Here is a 20332-nt window from a genome sequence, read left to right on the forward strand (position 1 = left end):
CGGGCCGCTGGAAACATCGTTTCGGGTGGGTGATACGGTGGATAATTCGACCACTGGGAAGGTTAAGACCACACGCTTGGCTGTGCGGCGCAAGCGTGTCAGCAAGCGTGTGACAATGACCGACATCGCCCGGGTTGCAGGGTGTTCGCAGGCCACCGTCTCGTTCGTGCTCAACAAGACGCCGGGCATAAAGCTTGCCGCTGAAACGCGCGAGCGGGTGATAGAGGCGGCGCGTTCGCTCGGCTATGCCGCACCGAGTTTCGCCCATCTCGACACCGCGAATATCCTGACGCCGGCGATCGACGGCAAGATCGGCTTTGTCGTCGATCAGCTTGCGACCAGTCCGGAAGCGGTCGTCGCTATCGAAGGCGCACGCCAGGCCTCGTGGAATGCCGGCAACATCATACTGGTCGCCCAGACGCTCAACGACCCCGAGATGGAGCCCCGCACGATCCGCGCCCTGCGCGAGCACGGCATTTCGGCACTGATCTATATGGCGATCTTTACGCGCGAGGTGGTCTTGCCGGCGGCGGTTTACGAACTCGACATCCCGGTCGTTCTCATCAACTGCTACACGACGGACCATGCCTTTCCTGCTGTCGTGCCAAGCGAGATCGCCGGCGGCCAGCATTCGACCCGTCATCTGATCCAGCATGGCCATCGGCGCATCGGCACGATTACCGGCGAACCATGGATGGAAGCCGCGAAGGACCGGCTCAAGGGCTATCGTCGCGCCTTGGCGACGGCCGATATCCCTTTCGATCCGGAGCTGGTAATCGAGGGCGACTGGTCGGCAAGTGCGGGCTATGCGGCGACGAAGGAATTGCTGGCGCTGGACGACCCACCCACTGCCATTTTCTGCCAGAACGACCGCACCGCGATTGGCTGCTATGAGGCGCTGAAGGAGACCGGGATGCGCATTCCCGAAGATATCTCCGTCATCGGGTATGACGACGAAGAAATCTCGCGCCATCTCCATCCGCAATTGACAACTTCCGTCTTGCCGCACCGGGCCATGGGACGCTGGGCAATCGAGCAACTGGACAGCTTCGCGCAGTCATCGGGCACGCGCTATCCGATCACCAAGCTCGAATGCCCGCTAGTCGAGCGGCTGTCCGTGGCGGAGTGCGCCGCAAAGCTGGCGTTCTTCGCCTAGTCCCCTGGCTTTTGTTTCGCATAGTCGGCACGATCGATACCGTGACGTTGCAACTTGTCGTAGAAGGTCTTGCGCGGGATCCCAAGGGTTTCAAGGGTCGCACGCACATCGCCATGGTTTGCGTTCAGCGCATCACGGATCAGTTTCGCCTCGTGCTGCTCCATCGCTTCGGGCAGGTTCACGATGTTAGTCGTCTGACTGAGTCTCTCACTCTCCAGCCCGCCCAGCCCGAGCGCAACCCGTTCGGCAAAATGCGAAAGCTCGCGCACATTGCCTGGCCAGTCATTTTCCATCAGGCGCGATCGTAACGCTCCGGTCATCTCCGGCGGCTCGCTTTTGAAGCGTGCTGAGGCGCGCTGCAGGAAATGCGTGAACAGGAGCGGAATATCCTCCCGACGCTCGCGCAGAGGCGGGATTGAAATCGTAACGACGTTCAAGCGATAAAAAAGATCTTCGCGGAAATTCGCACGTTGATCCGGACTGCCGAGATCTACCTTTGCCGCTGCAACGACACGCAGATCGACCGGGCGATGTTCATTGGTGCCGAGCGGCGCGATCTCGCGGGTTTCAAGCACGCGCAGCAATTTGACCTGCGTCGACAGCGGCATGCTTTCGATTTCATCGAGAAACAGTGTACCGCCACTGGCATGTTCAATGCGGCCGATACGCTTTTTCTGCGCTCCGGTAAATGCACCAGCCTCATGACCGAACAGCTCGCTTTCGATCACGGTCTCCGGCAGCGCACCGCAATTGAGCGCGACGAAATTGCCTTGCTTGCGACGACTCCATTCATGCAACAGGCTTGCCGCTACTTCCTTGCCGGTACCGGTTTCACCGGCAATCAAAACGTCGACATCTGCGTTGGCCACGTGGCGCAATGTCTTGCGCAGGTTCTGCATGACAGGGGTCTGGCCAATGAGCGGCAGATTGTCATCGGAAGTCTCGAGCGCGAGGCGCAGCTGGCGGTTTTCCATGACCAGCCGTCGCTTTTCAACCGCTCGCAGGATGCTCTGGACGAGGCGATCAGCCGGATAAGGCTTGGCAATGAAATCATAGGCGCCTTCCTGTATCGCCTCGACCGCCATATCGATGTCGCCGTGGCCGGTGATGAGGATGACGGGCAGATCGGTGTCCATGGCGTGTAGGCGGCGAAACAATTCCAGACCGTCGATATTCGGCATGCGCACGTCAGTGACGACAACGCCGGCAAAATCCGGTGTCAAAAAGCGCAAGGCGCTCAATGCATCCGCAAAAGGCATCACCGTAAAACCTGCAAGCTCCAGGGTCTGGCGATTGGCATTACGCAGATCATCATCATCGTCAACGAAAGCGACACTGGGCTGAAAATCCATAATCAGGCGACCCTTGGAAGGTGAACCGTAAACTCTGTTCCGGCGCTGCTGCTTTTGACGTCGATGCGCCCGCCATAGTCCGCGACGATGTCGTGGCAGATGACCAGACCGAGCCCGAGACCACGATCCTTGGACGTATTGAAAGGTGTGAACAGCGCTTGCATGATTGCTTCAGGAATACCTGGCCCATTGTCGGAAACAATCAGCTGGACCTCGCCGTCGGTCACCCGGGATTCCACGCTGATCTTGCTGGCCGGACCGCCTTCCGTTGCCTCCACTGCATTCTGCATGAGATTGATCAGCACCTGTTCGAGACGCATACGATTGCCATGCACCTTGATATCCGGCGGTGGCGTCTGCGTGATGATCTGACCGGCTCTCTGCCGGAACCGGGTGCCAAGCAGCAGCAACGCACCCTCGATCACATCGCTGACGCTGATGGGACCCGCGTCGCCCGTTCCCTTGCGCGCGAAGGTGCGCAGCTCATCGGTGATGCCACCAATGCGCTCTGTCAGCCCGGCAATGGCTTTCAGATTGTCCTTGGCTGAATCGATCTGGTTGCGGCCAAGAAAAGTCTTGGCATTGTCCGCATAGGAGCGAATGGCAGCGACAGGCTGGTTGATCTCATGGGCGACGCCGGCCGTGACCTGTCCGAGAATGGCAAGACGGTTCGCTTGCACCAAGTCCTGCTGCACCGTCTGCAGCTTGGCCTCGGTCTTCTGACGCTCCTCGACCTGCATTACGAGTTCCGAGTGAGCGGTACTGAGATCTGCCGTGCGCTCGGCAACGCGCCGCTCAAGCTCAAGCCGTGCTGCTTCTTGCTCGCGGGCACGGCGCAGAGCAAGTCCACGACGGCGCAACAAGAAGGCGGTGAACCCCAAAAGCGGCGCAAGAACGATGAGCGCCAGTAACTGAGCTGTCCGCGTTGCCTCAGCTACTGCCGGCGCTGCCGGGGTCAGGAGTTGCAGGTTCCAGGTCGTGGTGGGGACCGGCGTCTGTACGCGCACGAATTCTTCCGCCTTCGCCGCACCGGGCAAGCGCGCCTGGACAATATCAGGCTGGCCTTGCGGCAAGGCAGGCGTGATGTCGAGCGGTGCGAGAGGTGCGTCACCGAATTGCAAACTCTCGCGGATCGGCCCCATCTGGTCAGGTACGATTGGCCCCTCGGTCATGAACCGCCATCCCGGCAGGCTCGTGATCAGTACAATACCGCGTTGGTCAACAACCAGAGAAGGATCGCTGTTGCGGCGCCAATCGGCCTCGAGGTCATCGAACTCGACCTTGACGACGATAACGCCGAGCGTTCCCGAAGGTCCATCGATGCGTCTTGAAATATAGAGACCCGGACGTTTACTGACGGTACCGAACGCATAATGCTCGGCGCTGCCGGCGGCGATAGCGCGGGTATAATAGGGCCGAAAGCTGTAGTTGGTACCGACGAAACTCGTCGGTTCGCGCCAATTGCTGGAAGCCAGTGCCAACCCATCAGCGTTAAGAAGATAAATTACCGACGAGCGGGTACCGCTGATCAGGCTTTCAAGCTTGCGGTTGACAAGTTGCAACAGGCTGTCGCTGCGCGTCGTCAACGCGCTGATCACATCGCGGTCCTGCGACAGGACGAACGGCAGCGACCGCTGTTTCTCAAGCACCGTCCGTAGCAGGACAGCATTGAGTTCGGCCGCGCTCTGCGCCCGGATGTGGAGCGATTCATAGGCGCGCTTGCGTCCGTAATCATTGGCGATCAAAAGTGCGCCTGCCACAAGAAGTGCAGCAAGGAGCCCATAAACAATCTTCACGAGCAGACTTGTCGTCCCCGCGTGCAGAATGCTTTCCGAGCGCACCGCCAACCGATTTTCCATGACAGCAGTGTGCAGATATTCGCACAAATCTCAAGAGGCCCGTGCGGATATCCGCACAAACAGCTGCCAATAAAACAGAGGCTCAATTTTATACTGTTAATTTTCAATGACTTAACCTTATTCGGCAAATTGGCACGGTGCTTGCAATGCCAACTCGCGAGGGGACGGTCTATCCGCCCTGTAACGAGAGCCCAGGAGGCTGGCAGGCTTTATTGCGCCAGACGCGGCTCGCACCATGGAGGAAGTTATGAGTCCTGTGACGATAACCGCAGCACCGCAGCCACGCGGCAAAACACCGATCTACGCCCATCTTTATTTTCAGGTAGTTGTTGCCATCACCATCGGCATTCTGCTCGGCCACTACTACCCCGATATTGGCACCAGCATGAAGCCGCTCGGCGATGCCTTCATCAAACTGGTGAAGATGATCATTGCCCCGGTCATTTTCCTGACGGTCACCACCGGCATCGCCGGCATGAGTGATCTGAAAAAAGTCGGCCGCGTTGCCGGCAAGGCGATGCTTTATTTCCTGACGTTCTCGACACTTGCCTTGATCGTCGGTCTGATCGTCGCCAATGTCGTTCAGCCGGGCGCCGGCATGAATATCGATCCCGCATCGCTCGATCCCGCCGCCGTCGCGACCTATACACAACAGGCACATGAGCAGAGCGTCGTCGGCTTCCTGACGAACATCATCCCGACAACGATCGTTGGCGCCTTTGCTTCGGGCGATATCCTGCAGGTACTGTTCTTCTCGGTACTGTTCGGCCTTTCACTCGCCATGGTGGGCGAAAGGGCGGAACCGGTTACGAATTTCCTGCAAGTGCTTTCAGCGCCTGTTTTCAAGCTCGTCGCGATCCTGATGAAAGCCGCACCGATCGGTGCCTTCGGCGCCATGGCCTTCACCATCGGCAAATACGGCATCGGGTCAGTTGCCAATCTCATCTTCCTGATCGGTACCTTCTATCTGACGTCTGTACTTTTCGTACTCGTCGTACTTGGCGCCGTCGCCTGGTACAATGGCTTCTCCATCCTGGCACTGATCCGCTACATCAAGGAAGAGCTGCTGCTGGTCCTTGGAACGAGTTCATCCGAAGCCGCCCTGCCGACACTGATGGCCAAGATGGAAAAGGCAGGCTGCAAGAAGTCCGTGGTCGGCCTTGTCATTCCAACGGGCTATTCGTTCAATCTTGACGGTACCAATATCTATATGACCCTCGCTGCCCTGTTCATCGCGCAAGCGACGAACACGCATCTGACGCTAACGGATCAGGTATTGCTGCTGCTCGTCGCCATGCTGAGTTCCAAGGGCGCAGCAGGAATCACCGGTGCAGGCTTTATCACGCTCGCAGCAACCCTGTCGGTCGTTCCCGCAGTTCCAGTCGCAGGCATGGCGCTGATTCTCGGCATCGATCGTTTCATGTCTGAATGCCGCGCGCTTACCAATCTCGTCGGCAATGCGGTAGCGACAATCGTTGTTGCCCGCTGGGAAGGCGAGCTTGATACCAACAAGCTCGCACAAGCGCTCAAAGGCGATTTCGCCGACGAGGACGCGCTGGCGCTTGCAAGCTAGAGAATAAGGTTGATACGAGAAAAAGGCGGGCTAGCAAGCCCGCCTTTTTCATTTGCGTGGAAGGTTATCCCGCCAGTTCCGTGCATAAATATCGAAGGCTTCGCCTAACGGCGCGACATCGTCCGAGACTGGTTTGAACGGACACCTGGCGCCGGCTAGGAGTGCAGCGCCAAGACTGGTACCAGTTGAGCCGGGAGAAGCGATGATTTCGCGCGCCGTCAACGACCGCATTGCTGACAGATAGGTTCGGTTGCGGGAAAACGGTCCTTCGACAATCGTCGGGCCAGCTGCACCAATCAGCTCGAGACAGGTATTGGTCATGAGTGCTGTATATAGCGAGGCAGCAGCGTTCAGTTCGGCGGCCGATCGCGACTCATCGTTCAGCCGGACTGGATCGTGCGCAGGATAGGGGCCCGATCCCTGCACGATGCCCGGCAGGATCATGAACTGCTCGCGGATCACCTGGTCCAACGTATCCGCGTCGGGTTCGAGGGGACTGCCGCCGGTCAAAAGATCGAACTCGCGTCCGCCCATGAACCGCGCCGACGGCACCGCCTTCCCGTAGGCATCGACATTGGCGAGTGTATCCCGCGCCGGGTCGAGCTGATCCAACCTTCCGCCGACCGCAAAGGACACCACCCAGGTTCCGGTCGATACAACCGAGAACGGCGACGTACGGGTGATCAGATGTGGCAGAAGCGAGGCATTGGAATCGTGGATGCCGCAATGAACCGGCGTGGGTTTGGTTACGCCGATCTGCCTGGTGAGCGGCTCGCGCAGATCACCAATCCGGTCGAACGCAGAGCGGATCGGCGCCATCAAGGAACGAAGCTCCAGCGTGTCGACAAGGCTGGAATATTCGCCCCCCTGCGGGTTCCACAGATCCGTATGGCAGCCAAGCGAGGTGACTTCGTTCACGGCAATGCCAGTCAGGCGCCAGACCCAGTATTGTGCGTAGGTGACGATGGTCTTGGCTGCGGAGAATTCAGCCGGAAACTGCGTCTTCTGGTAATGAATTTGCGCACCGACATTGAGGCCGCCGGAGAGAAGCGGCGAGCGGGTCTCGGCGAAATCCGGCCGCAAGGCCGCATAGGCTGTGCGCACATTGTCAGGATAGACATGCTCGTAGTCGATGACCGGCATCGCCAGATCATTATCGCCCAGCAATGCGGCTGCCGCGCCATGTGCGGTGACAGAAATTGCATCGAAGCCCGGCGATTGGGCAAAGATTGCCAGTGTATCGACAAAAAATGCCCACAGCGCTTCGATGTCATAATGCGGATAGAGACCATCCTTGGCGACGCGGTTCTGCGTGCTGCGCGAGGCGATTTCTTGTCCTGTCGCAGCGTCAACGATAACAACCTTGGCGTTGGTCTTGCCAACATCCATAACGGCTATACGGCTCTCGCTCATGGCAGATGGAAAAGACATACGAGGTCTGTCTGGACCGGCGAGCTGTCCGGATTGGTGGCCATGATGTCTGCCATATGGGTCCACCATTTCTTCATCACCGGATGGTCGGGCAGGCTTTGCATGGTGTGACCAACGGGGCGGGTCAACACGCCAAAGAGCGTGTTTGTGGCGCGGTCAAGATGGATCGAATAATCGGCGATACCCGCCTCATGCAGGAGATCCACGAGTTCCGGCCAGATTTCGTTATGACGGCGCCTGTACTCAGCCTCCATACCTGGGTTGAGTGCCATCGTGAACGCATATTTCTCCATCGCACTCATGCGGGCTTCCTGTGCCGGAACTGGCGGATAATGACAGGCAGCGTAATGGTCACGATCAGAAGCAGACCGATGAAGATCGACATCACAATGCCGGGAACATTCAGCAGGCCAAGGCCGAAGGTGACCAGTCCCATGACGAAGGCAGCGATGACCACGCCGCCGATCGTTCCGGCACCGCCAAGGATCGAAACGCCGCCAAGGACGACCATGGTGACGATCTCGAGCTCCCAGCCCTGTGCGATCGACGGCCGGGTGGAGCCGAGGCGTGAGGTGAGGCAGACGGCTGCGATGCCGGACATCAGACCGGTCAGGAGGAAGAGTGTGAACTTGATGCGCTCGACACGAATACCGGAAAAGCGTGCGGCAAATTCATTGTTGCCGATGGCGTGGACCCGGCGACCGAAATTCGTCGCATGCAGCAGGACCGCGAAGAGGATCGCCAGCACGGCGAAAAGAACGAACTCGAAGGAAAACACCCAGAAGACATAGCCTTGGCCGAAATAGGCGAAAGAGGCCGGGTAGCCGCCATAGGCCTTGTCGCCAAGGACGATATAGGCGATGCCGCGGAAGAGACTCATCGTACCGATCGTGACGACGATGGAAGGCAGGCGAAGTCCTGCAACGAGAATGCCGTTAACCACGCCGCAACCGACACCAACGCCAATCCCGATGGCAACGAGGCCAGGTGTACCGATCCCCGCCTGCGCTGCAGCGCCCATGGCAGTCGAAGCAAGCGCTATGATCGCAGCAACCGAGAGGTCGATCTCCCCGGAGATGATCAGGAGCGCCATGGCAAACGCTACCATGGCCTTTTCAGTAAAATTGAACGTGGCATCGGAGAGATTCCACGCATTCAGGAAGTAGGGCGAGGCGAGGGAATTGGCGATGAAGATCAGCACGGCGACAGCAAAAAGGAGTGCTTCCCAGCTCCCAAACAGACGCGTTGCCGATGTGCCAAGCCGGTCCGGGATAAGCCGCTTTTCAGGTATCGCACTCATGCTGCCACCTCGATCTGTTCCGACGCGCCGCGATCACGCAGGATGATACGACCACGCCGCCGTTCCTGACGGGCATTGAAGATCACGGCGGCAATGATAACCGAGCCGGAAATCGCCATTTGTGCAAAGGGCGAAATGTTGATGACCGGCAGCGCGTTCTTGATGACGCCGAGGAACAGCGCTCCGAGTACGGCGCCAGCAACCGAACCAATCCCTCCAAGCGTCGAGATACCGCCAATGACGCAGGCGGCGACAGTATCAAGCTCGAAGCCTGCTGCGATATCAACATAGGCAACCGCGTAGCGCGACACCCAGAGATAGCCGCAGAGACCCGCGAGGGTTCCGGAGATGACGAACGCGAAAAAGCGGGTGCGCCCGACATCGATGCCGGCATAGACCGCCGCTGTCGGATTGCCGCCGGAGGCATAGATCGCCCGGCCAAGAAACGTGCGTGACATGACGAGATACATGACGGCAACTATGACGATGGCCGTCCAGCCTAGGATGGGCAGACCGAGGAAGAGCTGGCGGGGTGTCTGCAGGAACGGCGCTGTCATCTGGTGCGCGTTCACCCAAGCACCGCCGGAGAGAACGAAGGCCATGCCACGGTAGATCGTCAGCGTTCCGAGTGTGACAACAATGGAAGGAATGTTGAGCTTCCAGACGAAAATTCCATTGATTGCGCCGAGAACGGCACCGATACAAAGAGCGACAATGACGATCAGCACGAGGGGCAGTTCCGGGTGAGCGGCATTCAACATGCCGACCGCCATGCCGGTAAAAGCCACATTGGCTGCGACGGAAAGGTCAATGGATTTCGTCAGGATCACCGTCATCTGGCCCAACGCAAGAATGATCAGGATCGACGTATCATTGAAGATATTCGCCAGGTTGCCCGGCGCGGCAAAGCCCGGTGAGCGCGCGGAAAACACCGCAAGCAGAATGGCGATGATGATCACCAGCAGCATTTCGCGGAATTTGAACAATTGCCTGATCATACTCAACCTTTACGCATTGCCTGTCGCGGCGCGGACCAGAGTTTCGGCATTGAGGTGCGAACGTTCAAAGATGCCGGCCGACAATCCTTCACGCATCACCAGCACGCGATCCGACATGCCGAGAATTTCCGGCAATTCCGACGAGACCATGATGATGCTGAGGCCATCGCTGGCAAGTTCGCTGATGAAGGCATGGACCGCAGCCTTGGATCCAATGTCGATGCCCTTGGTCGGTTCATCGAGGATAAGAATCGTCGGTTGGGTTGCCAGCCATTTGCCGATGACGACCTTTTGTTGATTGCCCCCGGACAAGGTACCTACCGGCACGGAAAGAGCCGCAGCGCGCAAGTCGAAACGCTCGGCATATTTGCGTGCAAGGGCGAACTCTTCCGCCGCGCGCAAAAAACCCGAGCGAGACGTGCGTGTCAGCGACGGCAGCGAAATGTTCTGATAGATCGGAAGCTGCAATACCGCGCCATGGCGGCCGCGTTCCTCAGGCACGTAGACGATACCGGCTTTGATGGCATCGCTCGGCGAGCCGATTATGATCTCCTTGCCGGCCAGCTTAAGAGTACCACCGGAGGGTTTTGTGACGCCAAAGAGCGACTGGCAAATCTCCGAGCGGCCTGCGCCAACAAGACCGTAGATTCCGAAAATCTCGCCCTTCCTAAGGGCAAAGCTGATGTCGCGAAACTCGGTCGGATGCGTGTAGTTTTCGACCGAAAGCACCGTCTCACCGAGCGGAATGTCGACTTTCGGGAAGGCATGTTCGATGGAACGGCCGACCATGAGCTTGACGATCTCATCCTGCCCGACACCGGCCAGCACGCCACTGCCAACCGCCTTGCCATCGCGGAAAACCACATAATGATCGGCGATCTCGTAGACTTCATCGAATTTGTGGCTAATGAACAAAATGGCCTTGCCCTGGGCTTTCAGGCGCTTGACGATCTGGAACAAATCGTCGACCTCCTTGCGTGAAAGCGCGGCGGTTGGTTCATCCATGATGACAATGCGCGCATCGACGGAGAGCGCCCGGGCAATGGCCACGAGATGGCGCTGGGCGATCGAGAGATCCTTGAGACGCACACGCGGATCGATATTGCTTTCCAGGGAATGGAGCAAAGCCAAAGCGCGCGCGTTGACCGCTTTCCAGTCGACCAAGCCGAGCCTGGTTTTTGGCGCATGGCCGAGAAAGATATTCTCGGCCACCGACAATTCGTCGAAAAGCACGGTCTCCTGATGGATTGCGGTGACACCGAAATCGATCGCATCCTGCGCATTTGCAAAGACTACCGGCTTGCCATCGACCTGGATTTCACCCTCGTCGGACTCGTAAATGCCGGTGAGGATCTTGACGAGCGTCGACTTTCCCGCACCATTTTCGCCGATCAGCGCCGTCACCCGGCCCGGGAACAGGGCGATGTTGACATCGTTCAACGCCTTCACCCCGGGAAACGACTTCGAGATGCCACGCATCTCGAGGAGAGGCGTCTCTGACATTGGCTCTGGCAGGGTAATCTTGTTCATCAAATATACCGGAAGGGAAAAAATGCCCGGCAGAAAATCTGCCGGGCTGGTCACGAGACGTATGGATCAGAATATCTTGGAGAACTGATCGATGTTCTTGGCGTCGTAAACGAATGGATCAGCCATGGCTGCTTCGCCATTGTCGCCGACCTTGATCTTGCCCATGCGTCCGGCTGCAATTTCGCTGCCGGGAGCACCATCCGTCTCACCCTTGACGAGGCGATAGGCGATCTGGGTTGCCGAATAGCCGAGGTCGATCGGGTTCCAGATGGCGAATTCCTTGGTCGCTCCAGACTTGATCGCGCCGGCCATTTCAGAAGGAAGGCCAAGACCGGTTACATAGACGTCGCCGATCTTCTTGGCATCGGCGACGGCTTGCGATGCGGCAAGGACACCGACCGTTGTCGGAGCGACGATGACTTTCACATTCGGCTGCGAGGTCAGCAGGCCCTGTGCTTCGCGGTAACTCTTGTCGGACAGGTCGTCACCATAGACCGTCGTCACAAGATTGAGGCCCGGGAAATTCGGCAGTTGCTTCTTCATCTCCTCGATCCAGGTATTCTGGTTGGTCGAGGTCGTCGTTGCGGAAAGAATGGCAAAATCGCCCTTCCCGTCCTTGAGATGATCGGCGGCCAGCTGCAGGCACATCTTGCCGATCAACTCGTTCGACGATGGATTGAGGTGCATGATGCGGCCATCCTTGGCAACCGCGGAATCCCAGGAAATGACCTTGATGCCGCGCGCCATGGCCTTCTTCAGTGCCGGGATGACAGCGTCGGGATCATTGGCGGAAATCGCAATTGCATTGACGTTCTGCGCGATCAGCGCGTTGATGACCTCGATCTGGCCTTCCGCCGTCGTCGATGTCGGACCGGTATAGATGACCTCAACGTCACCGAGCTCTTTCGCAGCTTCCTGCGCGCCCTTGTTGGCCGCTTCGAAGAAGCCGTTGCCAAGCGATTTGACGACAAGACCGATCTTGACCGTATCGGCGGCGTAGGCCTGCGATGTGAGCATGGCAAAGGCGAATGCCGATCCCAATGCGAGTTTCTTCAAAAGTTTCATTGTCTGTCCTCCCAGAGATTGAACCGTATTGTTGGTCGACACCGTTTCGGTCACGCGACGGAAACGGAATTCCTTGATTTTTCCTGATTGACGTTTGCGATGATCAACCTGACGCCTGCGTCTTCCACCATTTTCCGGTCCGTATCCGAAATGCCGTCATCGGTGATGATGGTGGCAACGCGTTGCAACGGACAGAGGATGAGGCTCGAGCGGCGTGCAAACTTGGTCGAATCGACGAGCAGGACGAGCTCATCGGCCTGATTGATCAGTTTCTGCTCGCCCTGGATAATGAGCGCGTCGGACTCCATGACCCCGAACGGTCCAACGCCCTGCGAGCCCATGAACATGCGCTTTCCGTAGAAATTACGCGTCACATCATTATCGAAGGGCGAGAGGATGATGCTTTGCTCGCGGTAGATCGCTCCGCCCGGCACAGTGACCGAACTCTTGGAATTCTTCACCAGATGCTCGGCAATGGCGAATGAATTGGTCATCACCTGCAACCGCCGAGAGGCGAGGAAATGAACCATCTGGAATGTTGTCGTGCCACCATTGATGATGATGGCGTCGCCTTCTTCACACAGCGCAACGGCCTCGCGGGCGATGGCACGCTTTTTGTCGGCGTTTTCCGACTCCGAAACATGAAAGTGCCGGCCAGCGAGGGGCGTCAGTTGCGGTGGATGCACAGCTTCGGCGCCCCCACGCACCCGGCGCAGCTTGCCTTTGACATGGAGCGAGGCAATGTCACGACGGATCGTTGCTTCCGACGCTTCCGTCAGTTCGGCAATGTCCTGAATGGTGATGACCGGCTTTTCCTGAACAGCGCTCAGGATGATGCGGTGGCGCTCACGCTCGTGCATGCTTGTTCTCCTCTTGTGACAATCTATGGCGCAAAAATATCGCGAATGTCAATCAACTTCAGTCAAATAGTTTCATATTGCACTGCACAATGGTAAGTTTATGACTGAACTTGACCGTTTGTGATTGACAACAAAATGCGATCTGCTCCATAGCTAGACGCAAATAGCAGCGGCGGGACGATCTGTCCTGGGCTGGCAATTGACTTTTCGGGAGGCAAATAATGGCAGACAAGGTCCAACTTCTGGATAATCGTTGGGACGATCAAAAGGCCGCTGATCTGGATGAGCCGGGCAAGCTGCTTTACCGTTCCAATTTGCTGGGCGCCGACAAGCGCATCACCAATTATGGTGGTGGCAATACGTCCGCGAAAGTGATCGAAACCGACCCGCTGACCGGAAAGCCAGTCGAGGTGCTGTGGGTCAAGGGGTCGGGCGGCGATGTCGGTACGATCAAGCTCGACGGTTTTGCCACGCTCTATATGGAAAAGCTGGAATCGTTGAAGTCCATCTACAAGGGCGTCGAGGACGAGGACCGCATGGTCGGCTTCCTGCCGCACTGCACTTTCAACCTCAATGGCCGCGCTGCCTCCATCGATACGCCCCTGCACGGATTTGTGCCGTTTAAACACGTCGATCACATGCATCCCGATGCGATCATCGCCATTGCTGCGTCGAGAAACTCCCGCGAATTGACGCGGGAAATCTTCGGCGACGGGATCGGCTGGCTGCCGTGGCGCCGTCCAGGTTTCCAGCTCGGTCTCGACCTTGGTGCCTATGTGGCTGCGCATCCAAACTCCAAAGGTGTCGTGCTCGAAAGCCATGGTCTCTTCACCTGGGCCAATGACGCCAAGGAATGCTATGAACTGACGCTGGACATCATCAACAAGGCGATCGTCTGGTTCGATCAGAAGACGGCCGGAAAAGCCGCCTTCGGCGGAGAGATTGCCACTGGTCTGGGCGCCGCCGAACGACGTGCTATTGCGGCAAAATTGATGCCGGAAATTCGTGGGAAAATCGGCGTGTCGGAACGCAAGCTTGGTCATTTCGATGATCAACCGGCAGTGCTCGAATTCGTCAACTCAAACAATCTGCGCCCTCTCGCGGCCCTCGGCACCAGTTGTCCGGACCATTTCCTGCGCACGAAAATTCGCGCACTCGTGCTCGACTTCGATCCCGCGAAACCGGACGTGGATGCGGTAGTCGCATCGCTCGACAGCGCGCTGGAAGCATATCGCGCCGGCTACGCTCGCTATTACAACGACTGCAAGCACGACAATTCGCCGGCAATGCGCGATCCCAATCCGGTGATTTTCCTCATTCCCGGTGTTGGTATGCTGTCCTTCGCCAAGGACAAGGCGACCGCGCGCATCGCGGGCGAGTTTTACGTCAACGCGATCAACGTCATGCGCGGCGCTTCATCGGTCTCCGAATATCAGGGCCTGCCCGAACAGGAAGCCTTCGACATCGAATACTGGCTCCTCGAAGAAGCCAAGCTTCAGCGCATGCCAAAACCCAAGTCATTGGCAGGCCGGGTGGCGTTTGTCACCGGTGGCGCCGGCGGTATCGGCCGGGCGACGGCGGAAAGGCTTTTGGGCGAGGGCGCCTGCGTGGTGCTTGCCGACATCGATGCTGAAGCACTGAAGACGGCGCATGACGATTTCGCCAAACGCTATACGGCGGATGGCGTACGCAGCGTACAGTTGAACGTGACGGATGAGGCAGGGGTGATCGCCAGCTACGCCGAAGCTTCCGTGGAGTTTGGCGGCGTCGACATTCTCGTTTCCAACGCGGGCATCGCATCCTCGGCGCCAATCGAGACAACAGAGCTTTCGATGTGGACGCGCAATATCGATATTCTTGCAACCGGCTATTTTCTCGTCTCGCGCGAGGCGTTCCGGCTGTTCCGCAGGCAGAAGATTGGCGGCAACGTCGTCTTCGTCGCTTCCAAGAATGGTCTGGCCGCATCGCCAAATGCGAGCGCCTATTGTGCTGCCAAGGCGGCGGAAATCCATCTTGCCCGCTGTCTGGCGCTGGAAGGCGCGGAGGGGGGCATTCGCGTCAATACGGTCAATCCTGACGCGGTACTGCGCGGTTCGAAAATCTGGAACGGCGAATGGCGGGAGCAGCGCGCCGCCTCGTCCAATCTGCAGGTTGACGAGCTCGAGGAACACTATCGCAAACGTTCACTGCTGAAGCTCAATGTGCTGCCGGAAGACATCGCCGAAGCGATATATTTTCTTGCCTCGGATGCATCTGCCAAATCAACTGGTAATATTATCAATGTCGATGCGGGCAACGCGCAGAGCTTTACGCGTTAGTACTGTCCAGTCTCGGGAGGACATCATGGCTGAGCTACATATTTCCGGTGAACTGATTGCGGCCGAAAACGACCGGCTGCTCGCTGCACACAAGAGCGACTACGAGGCGCTGGGCGCTCATCTCGCGCGACGCAACATCGACATCGATGCAATCACCAACAAGGTCGCGGAATTTTTCGTCGCCGTGCCCTCATGGGGTGTTGGCACGGGCGGAACACGGTTTGCGCGCTTTCCATGCATAGGCCAGCCGCGCGGCATCTTTGACAAGCTCGACGATTGCGCGGTGATCCAGCAATTGACGCGGACAACACCCAATGTGTCGTTGCATATCCCCTGGGACAAGGCGGATCCGAAACATCTGAAGGCCCATGCCGATGCGCACGGCCTTGGTTTCGATGCAATGAATTCCAACACCTTCTCCGATGGGCCCGACCAGGCACATTCCTACAAGTATGGATCGCTTAGCCATGTGAATGCGGCGACGCGGGCGCAAGCGATCGAGCACAACATCGAATGTATCGAGATCGGTGCAGCGATTGGCTCGAAAGCCCTGACCGTGTGGATAGGCGATGGTTCCAATTTTCCGGGACAGAGCAACTTTGCCAAAGCCTTCGAGCGCTATCTCGCATCAATGTCGGAGATAGTTAAAGCGTTGCCGGATGATTGGCGTATCTTCTCCGAGCATAAGATGTATGAGCCGGCTTTCTATTCGACGGTGGTGCAGGATTGGGGAACAAACTATCTGATCGCGCAGACATTGGGGCCGAAAGCCTATTGTCTCGTCGATCTCGGCCACCATGCCCCGAATACCAATATCGAGATGATCGTTTCGCGGTTGATCCAGTGCAAGAAACTTGGCGGTTTCCATTTCAACGATTCCAAATATGGCGATGACGATCTCGATGCCGGGTCGATAGATCCTTACCGACTGTTTCTCGTCTTCAATGAACTTGTCGATGCGGAGGATCGCGGCGTAGAAAACTTCCATCCCGCCCACATGATCGATCAGTCGCACAATGTCACCGATCCGATCGAAAGCCTGATCTCGAGCGCCAATGAAATTCGCCGGGCTTACGCTCAAGCTCTACTGGTGGATCGAAAGGCATTGAGCGCCTATCAGGATGAAAACGACGCGCTAATGGCTTCAGACGCATTGAAGCGCGCCTACCGCACCGATGTCGAACCAATTCTCGCCGAGGCGCGTCGACGTTCAGCTGGAGCAATCGACCCTATCGCCACCTATCGCAAGAGTGGTTACCGCGAATTGATTGGCAAGGAACGGCCGGTAAGTGCCGCGGGCGGCGGGGGAATAATTTAATCGACCTACCCTCTGTTAAAACAAAAGGGCTGCGCTTCATTGCGCGGCCCTTTTGTTTTTTGAATTGACAGGCCCATCAGCATTTGTTCTTATTCTACTATAAAACACTATAATCCATTATTGTGGAATAACAAGGGAACCCGTCATGAAATCACTGAAGCTCGCACTCCTTCTTGGTTCGGCGCTGATTGCTCTTAGCCCCTCCGCTTTCGCTCAGGCAAAAGGCGGGGTCATCAACGTCGCCACAATCGGCGAACCGCCCACGCTCGATGCCATGGCCTCGACAGCGGACCTCGTTGGCATCGTCTCGCAACACATTTTTGAGACGCTCTATACGTTCGACAAAAACTGGAACGTCACACCACTTCTCGCCGCCAGTCTCCCTGACGTTTCGACTGACGGCAAAGTCTACACCATAAAGCTGCGCACCGGCGTCAAGTTCCATGACGGCACGGATATGGATTCGACCGACGTCGTCGCGTCGTTAAAGCGCTGGACAGAAGTTGCCTCGCGCGGCAAGCAGACAGCCTCGATGATCGCTTCGATCGAAGCTGTCGATCCCGCCACTGTCAAAATCACCCTTAACGCGCCCTATGCCCCGCTCGTTTCGCTGCTGGCTTTCAACAATGCCGCCGCGATCATTCTCCCCAGCGAGAAGCAGCAAAACCCGATGACCGATCCGGTTGGTACGGGCCCGTACATGCTGAAAGAGCGCAAGGCCGACCAGTATATCCAGCTGGCACGTTTCGACGGCTACAAATCACCCGAAGGCGACGAAAACGGCTATGGCGGTGCCCGTCATCAATATCTCGATGAAATCCGCTTTGTTCCTGTACCGGATGCCAATACACGTGTCGAAGGCGCAGTTTCGGGTCAGTTCGATTACGTTGATAGCCTGCCGGTCGAAGCCTATGACCGGCTGAAGGACCAGAAAACGACTGAAGCCGTATTGCTCAAGCCATTCGGCTGGCCGGTCTTCGTCATGAACACCAGCATGGGCATCACCAAGAACCAGGATATCAGACTGGCCATTCGCGATTCGCTCAGCATGGAAGACATGATGGCAGCCGCCTTCGGCAGTACGGATTTCTATTCGCTCAACCCGTCAATGTATCCCGACGGCTATAGCTGGAAGACCGACGCGGGCACCCAAGGCGCCTACAACGTCGCCGATCCGGAAAAGGCTGCCGAACTGATGAAGAAGGCCGGCTACAATGGCGAGCCAATCCGCATCCTGACGAGCCGCCAATATGAATTTCACTACAAGATGGCTCAGGTTGCGGCCGAGTATCTGAAGGCTGCAGGCTTCAAGGTAGATATGCAAGTGGTGGACTGGGCAACGCTGACCCAGCGCCGCGCCGACCCGAAACTCTGGGATATTTATATCAGCCACAGTCCCTTCCTGCCGGAACCGGCTCTGATCGGTGCCATGTCGACCAGTGCGCCCGGCAATTGGGATACGCCCGCACGCAAGGCGGCTGTCGATGCGTTCAACGCTGAAGTCGATCCAAAGAAGCGCGTCGCACTTTGGGCCGAAGTACAGAAGGTGATCTATGCCGAAGTCCCGATCATCAAGATAGGTGATTTCAATGCGCTTTCGGCCAAATCACCAAAGCTGGAAGGTTTCACGCCAGCGCCATGGCCCTATTTCTGGAACGTATCGCTGAAGCAATAGCGCAGGCGCAATAGTCGCGGGCAGGGGCTTGCCAGCCTGCGACCATTCTTCAGTAAAAACTGCAAGAGAGAACGATCCGACCATATGCTTCGCTACATACTCCAACGCTTTATCGGCATGATCATCGTGATGTTCCTGGTGGTGACGATCGTTTTCATCATCGTGCGCGTCACGCCGGGTGATCCCGCTGCCGTAATGCTCGGGCCGGAGGCAACTGCGGCAGATATCGCAGCGCTGCGTCAGCAACTCGGGCTCGATCAATCCATTCTGCTGCAATATGTCTATTTCATCGGCAATCTGTTCAAGGGCGATCTCGGCCAGTCCATCTTTCTCAACCAGCCCGTGCTGCAGGCGCTTGCCCAGCGCGCCGAACCGACCTTCTTTCTGACAATTTTCTCGCTGCTGATCGCCAGCGTCATCGCCATTCCAATCGGCATCTATGCCGCATACCGGCGCGGGTCATTTTTCGATCAGGCAGCAACGGCAGTAGCCATGCTTGCCGCAAGCATCCCGAGCTTCTGGCTGGGCCTCATCTTGATGCAGATATTCGCCGTACGCTTCGGCCTGTTTCCAGTATCCGGCTATGGCGGGCCAGGAACATCGTTGATGGAACGGCTGGGATATCTGGTGCTGCCGGCGTTCGCGCTCGGCATCGTCTCTTCCGCGCTCATTATGCGTTTCACCCGCGCCTCCATGCTCGATGTGCTGGGCGACGATTATATTCGCACAGCGCGCGCCAAGGGCGTGGATGAGCGCCGGGTCGTGTTGAAACATGCCTTCAAAAACGCGCTGATTCCGATCCTCACCGTGCTGGGTTTAACGGCAGCAGTGCTGATCTCGGGTGCTGTTGTCACAGAGACGGTGTTTGGTCTTCCCGGTGTCGGCAGTCTTGTGGTGTCAGCGGTGCTGCGGCGCGACTATCCTGTTATCCAGGGCGCGCTGCTGATCATCGCTGCACTCTACGTCCTCATCAACTTCGCTATCGATATGCTCTACCTCGTCGTCGATCCAAGGGTGCGCTACTGATGGCCGATATTGCAACCAACGTCCCGACAAGCGAGCCCTCAAAGTTTTTCCGGATATTGATCCGGCGCAAGACCGTACTGTTCGGGCTGATCGTTCTCGCCATTTTCGTGCTCCTTGCGGTCTTCGCACCCCTGATCACACCCTATTCGCCGAGCAAATTATCCATCGTCAACCGTCTGAAGCCGCCAAGCATGAAGTGGTTCTTCGGCACGGATGAATTCGGCCGCGACGTGTTCTCGCGGACGATCTTTTCGGCACGGTTGTCGCTACTGGTCGGTTTCGCCGTGGTTGTGCTTGCATCACTGATCGGTGTGACCCTCGGCATCCTTGCTGGATTTTTCCAAAAGCTCGATGCGCCGATTACCCGCCTTATCGACGCGATGATGGCTTTTCCGGATATTCTGTTGGCGATTGCGCTCGTTGCAGCACTCGGGCCATCGCTGACCACGGTCATTGTCGCGCTCAGTATCGTCTATGCGCCGCGCCTCGCCCGTATCGTTCGCGCCTCGACATTGGTCATTCGTGAACTGCCCTATGTGGAGGCGGCGACATCGCTTGGAATCTCAACGCCGCATATCATGACGCGGCATATCCTGCGCAATCTGCTATCGCCGATTCTCGTGCAAGGCACATTCCTCTTCGCCAATGCCATGCTGGCGGAAGCGGGTCTTTCATTCCTCGGGCTTGGCGTCAGTCCGGAAGTGCCGACCTGGGGCACGATGATCGCGTCCGGCCGGCAATATATCGGCAAGGCGGACTGGATGACGCTGTTCCCCGGTATCGCCATCGTGCTCGCCGTTCTTTCCCTGCAGATGGTCGGCGACGGTTTCCGCGACCTTCTCGACCCCCGCCTCAGAAAGGATCTTTGATC

The 20332-nt window shown here is 57.5% G+C and carries 16 protein-coding genes; 7 read left to right on the plus strand and 9 right to left on the minus strand.

The window, feature by feature from the left end; genetic code table 11:
* Positions 1 to 115: 115 nt before the first annotated feature.
* Positions 116 to 1156 carry a LacI family DNA-binding transcriptional regulator gene (locus LB462_RS24975; RefSeq protein WP_224513683.1) on the plus strand — a complete coding sequence of 347 codons (1041 nt, stop codon included), beginning with the start codon at positions 116 to 118 and terminating at the stop codon, positions 1154 to 1156.
* Here the strand turns inward: LB462_RS24975 and LB462_RS24980 are convergent.
* Positions 1153 to 2508, minus strand: a complete 1356-nt coding sequence (locus tag LB462_RS24980) for a sigma-54-dependent transcriptional regulator (RefSeq protein WP_224513610.1) — start codon at positions 2506 to 2508, stop codon at positions 1153 to 1155. The two genes, LB462_RS24975 and LB462_RS24980, sit on opposite strands and share 4 nt — an antisense overlap.
* 2 nt (positions 2509 to 2510) lie before the next feature.
* Complete coding sequence (locus tag LB462_RS24985) at positions 2511 to 4367, minus strand: sensor histidine kinase (RefSeq protein WP_224513612.1); 1857 nt, start codon at positions 4365 to 4367, stop codon at positions 2511 to 2513.
* 247 nt (positions 4368 to 4614) lie between these two features.
* On the opposite strand from LB462_RS24985, the gene LB462_RS24990 reads away from it, so the two are divergent.
* Positions 4615 to 5940, plus strand: a complete 1326-nt coding sequence (locus LB462_RS24990) for a dicarboxylate/amino acid:cation symporter (protein WP_224513614.1) — start codon at positions 4615 to 4617, stop codon at positions 5938 to 5940.
* Positions 5941 to 5988: 48 nt separating this feature from the next.
* Here the strand turns inward: LB462_RS24990 and LB462_RS24995 are convergent, their stop codons facing one another.
* From LB462_RS24995 to LB462_RS25025, 7 genes are all read right to left on the minus strand, one after another.
* Positions 5989 to 7371 carry an FGGY-family carbohydrate kinase gene (locus LB462_RS24995; RefSeq protein ID WP_224513615.1) on the minus strand — a complete coding sequence of 461 codons (1383 nt, stop codon included), beginning with the start codon at positions 7369 to 7371 and terminating at the stop codon, positions 5989 to 5991.
* A complete protein-coding gene (gene rhaM / locus LB462_RS25000) occupies positions 7350 to 7664 on the minus strand; it encodes an L-rhamnose mutarotase (RefSeq protein WP_370637290.1) in 315 nt (104 codons plus the stop codon). Before rhaM ends, LB462_RS24995 begins: the two co-directional genes overlap by 22 nt.
* A gap of 5 nt (positions 7665 to 7669) precedes the next feature.
* Entirely contained in the window at positions 7670 to 8671 is a 1002-nt protein-coding gene (locus tag LB462_RS25005; RefSeq protein ID WP_224513620.1) for an ABC transporter permease, read from the minus strand.
* Complete coding sequence (locus LB462_RS25010) at positions 8668 to 9666, minus strand: ABC transporter permease (RefSeq protein WP_224513685.1); 999 nt, start codon at positions 9664 to 9666, stop codon at positions 8668 to 8670. The genes LB462_RS25005 and LB462_RS25010 overlap by 4 nt, the downstream gene beginning before the upstream one ends.
* Positions 9667 to 9678: 12 nt before the next feature.
* Entirely contained in the window at positions 9679 to 11199 is a 1521-nt protein-coding gene (locus LB462_RS25015; protein ID WP_224513622.1) for a sugar ABC transporter ATP-binding protein, read from the minus strand.
* Positions 11200 to 11265: 66 nt separating this feature from the next.
* Positions 11266 to 12264 carry a rhamnose ABC transporter substrate-binding protein gene (rhaS, locus tag LB462_RS25020; RefSeq protein WP_224513623.1) on the minus strand — a complete coding sequence of 333 codons (999 nt, stop codon included), beginning with the start codon at positions 12262 to 12264 and terminating at the stop codon, positions 11266 to 11268.
* 50 nt (positions 12265 to 12314) lie between these two features.
* Positions 12315 to 13124, minus strand: a complete 810-nt coding sequence (locus LB462_RS25025) for a DeoR/GlpR family DNA-binding transcription regulator (RefSeq protein ID WP_224513625.1) — start codon at positions 13122 to 13124, stop codon at positions 12315 to 12317.
* A 221-nt stretch (positions 13125 to 13345) separates the two neighbouring features.
* Here LB462_RS25025 and LB462_RS25030 point away from each other — a divergent pair, with 221 nt between their 5' ends.
* The 5 genes from LB462_RS25030 (at position 13346) to LB462_RS25050 (ending at position 20330) form a co-directional block, all read left to right on the plus strand.
* Complete coding sequence (locus LB462_RS25030; RefSeq protein ID WP_224513636.1) at positions 13346 to 15442, plus strand: bifunctional rhamnulose-1-phosphate aldolase/short-chain dehydrogenase; 2097 nt, start codon at positions 13346 to 13348, stop codon at positions 15440 to 15442.
* Positions 15443 to 15467: 25 nt separating this feature from the next.
* Positions 15468 to 16760: an L-rhamnose catabolism isomerase gene (gene rhaI, locus LB462_RS25035; RefSeq protein WP_224513638.1), complete on the plus strand. Its 1293-nt coding sequence runs from the start codon at positions 15468 to 15470 to the stop codon at positions 16758 to 16760.
* A gap of 145 nt (positions 16761 to 16905) precedes the next feature.
* Positions 16906 to 18435 carry an ABC transporter substrate-binding protein gene (locus tag LB462_RS25040; RefSeq protein WP_224513640.1) on the plus strand — a complete coding sequence of 510 codons (1530 nt, stop codon included), beginning with the start codon at positions 16906 to 16908 and terminating at the stop codon, positions 18433 to 18435.
* Positions 18436 to 18519: 84 nt separating this feature from the next.
* The gene (locus LB462_RS25045; protein ID WP_162702074.1) at positions 18520 to 19461 is read left to right on the plus strand and encodes an ABC transporter permease; all 942 of its coding nucleotides are present in this window, start codon (positions 18520 to 18522) and stop codon (positions 19459 to 19461) included.
* Entirely contained in the window at positions 19461 to 20330 is an 870-nt protein-coding gene (locus LB462_RS25050) for an ABC transporter permease (RefSeq protein WP_224513642.1), read from the plus strand. The genes LB462_RS25045 and LB462_RS25050 overlap by 1 nt, the downstream gene beginning before the upstream one ends.
* Positions 20331 to 20332 lie beyond the last annotated feature (2 nt).

The organism is Phyllobacterium chamaecytisi, assembly GCF_020164455.1.
Lineage (GTDB): Bacteria > Pseudomonadota > Alphaproteobacteria > Rhizobiales > Rhizobiaceae > Phyllobacterium > Phyllobacterium chamaecytisi.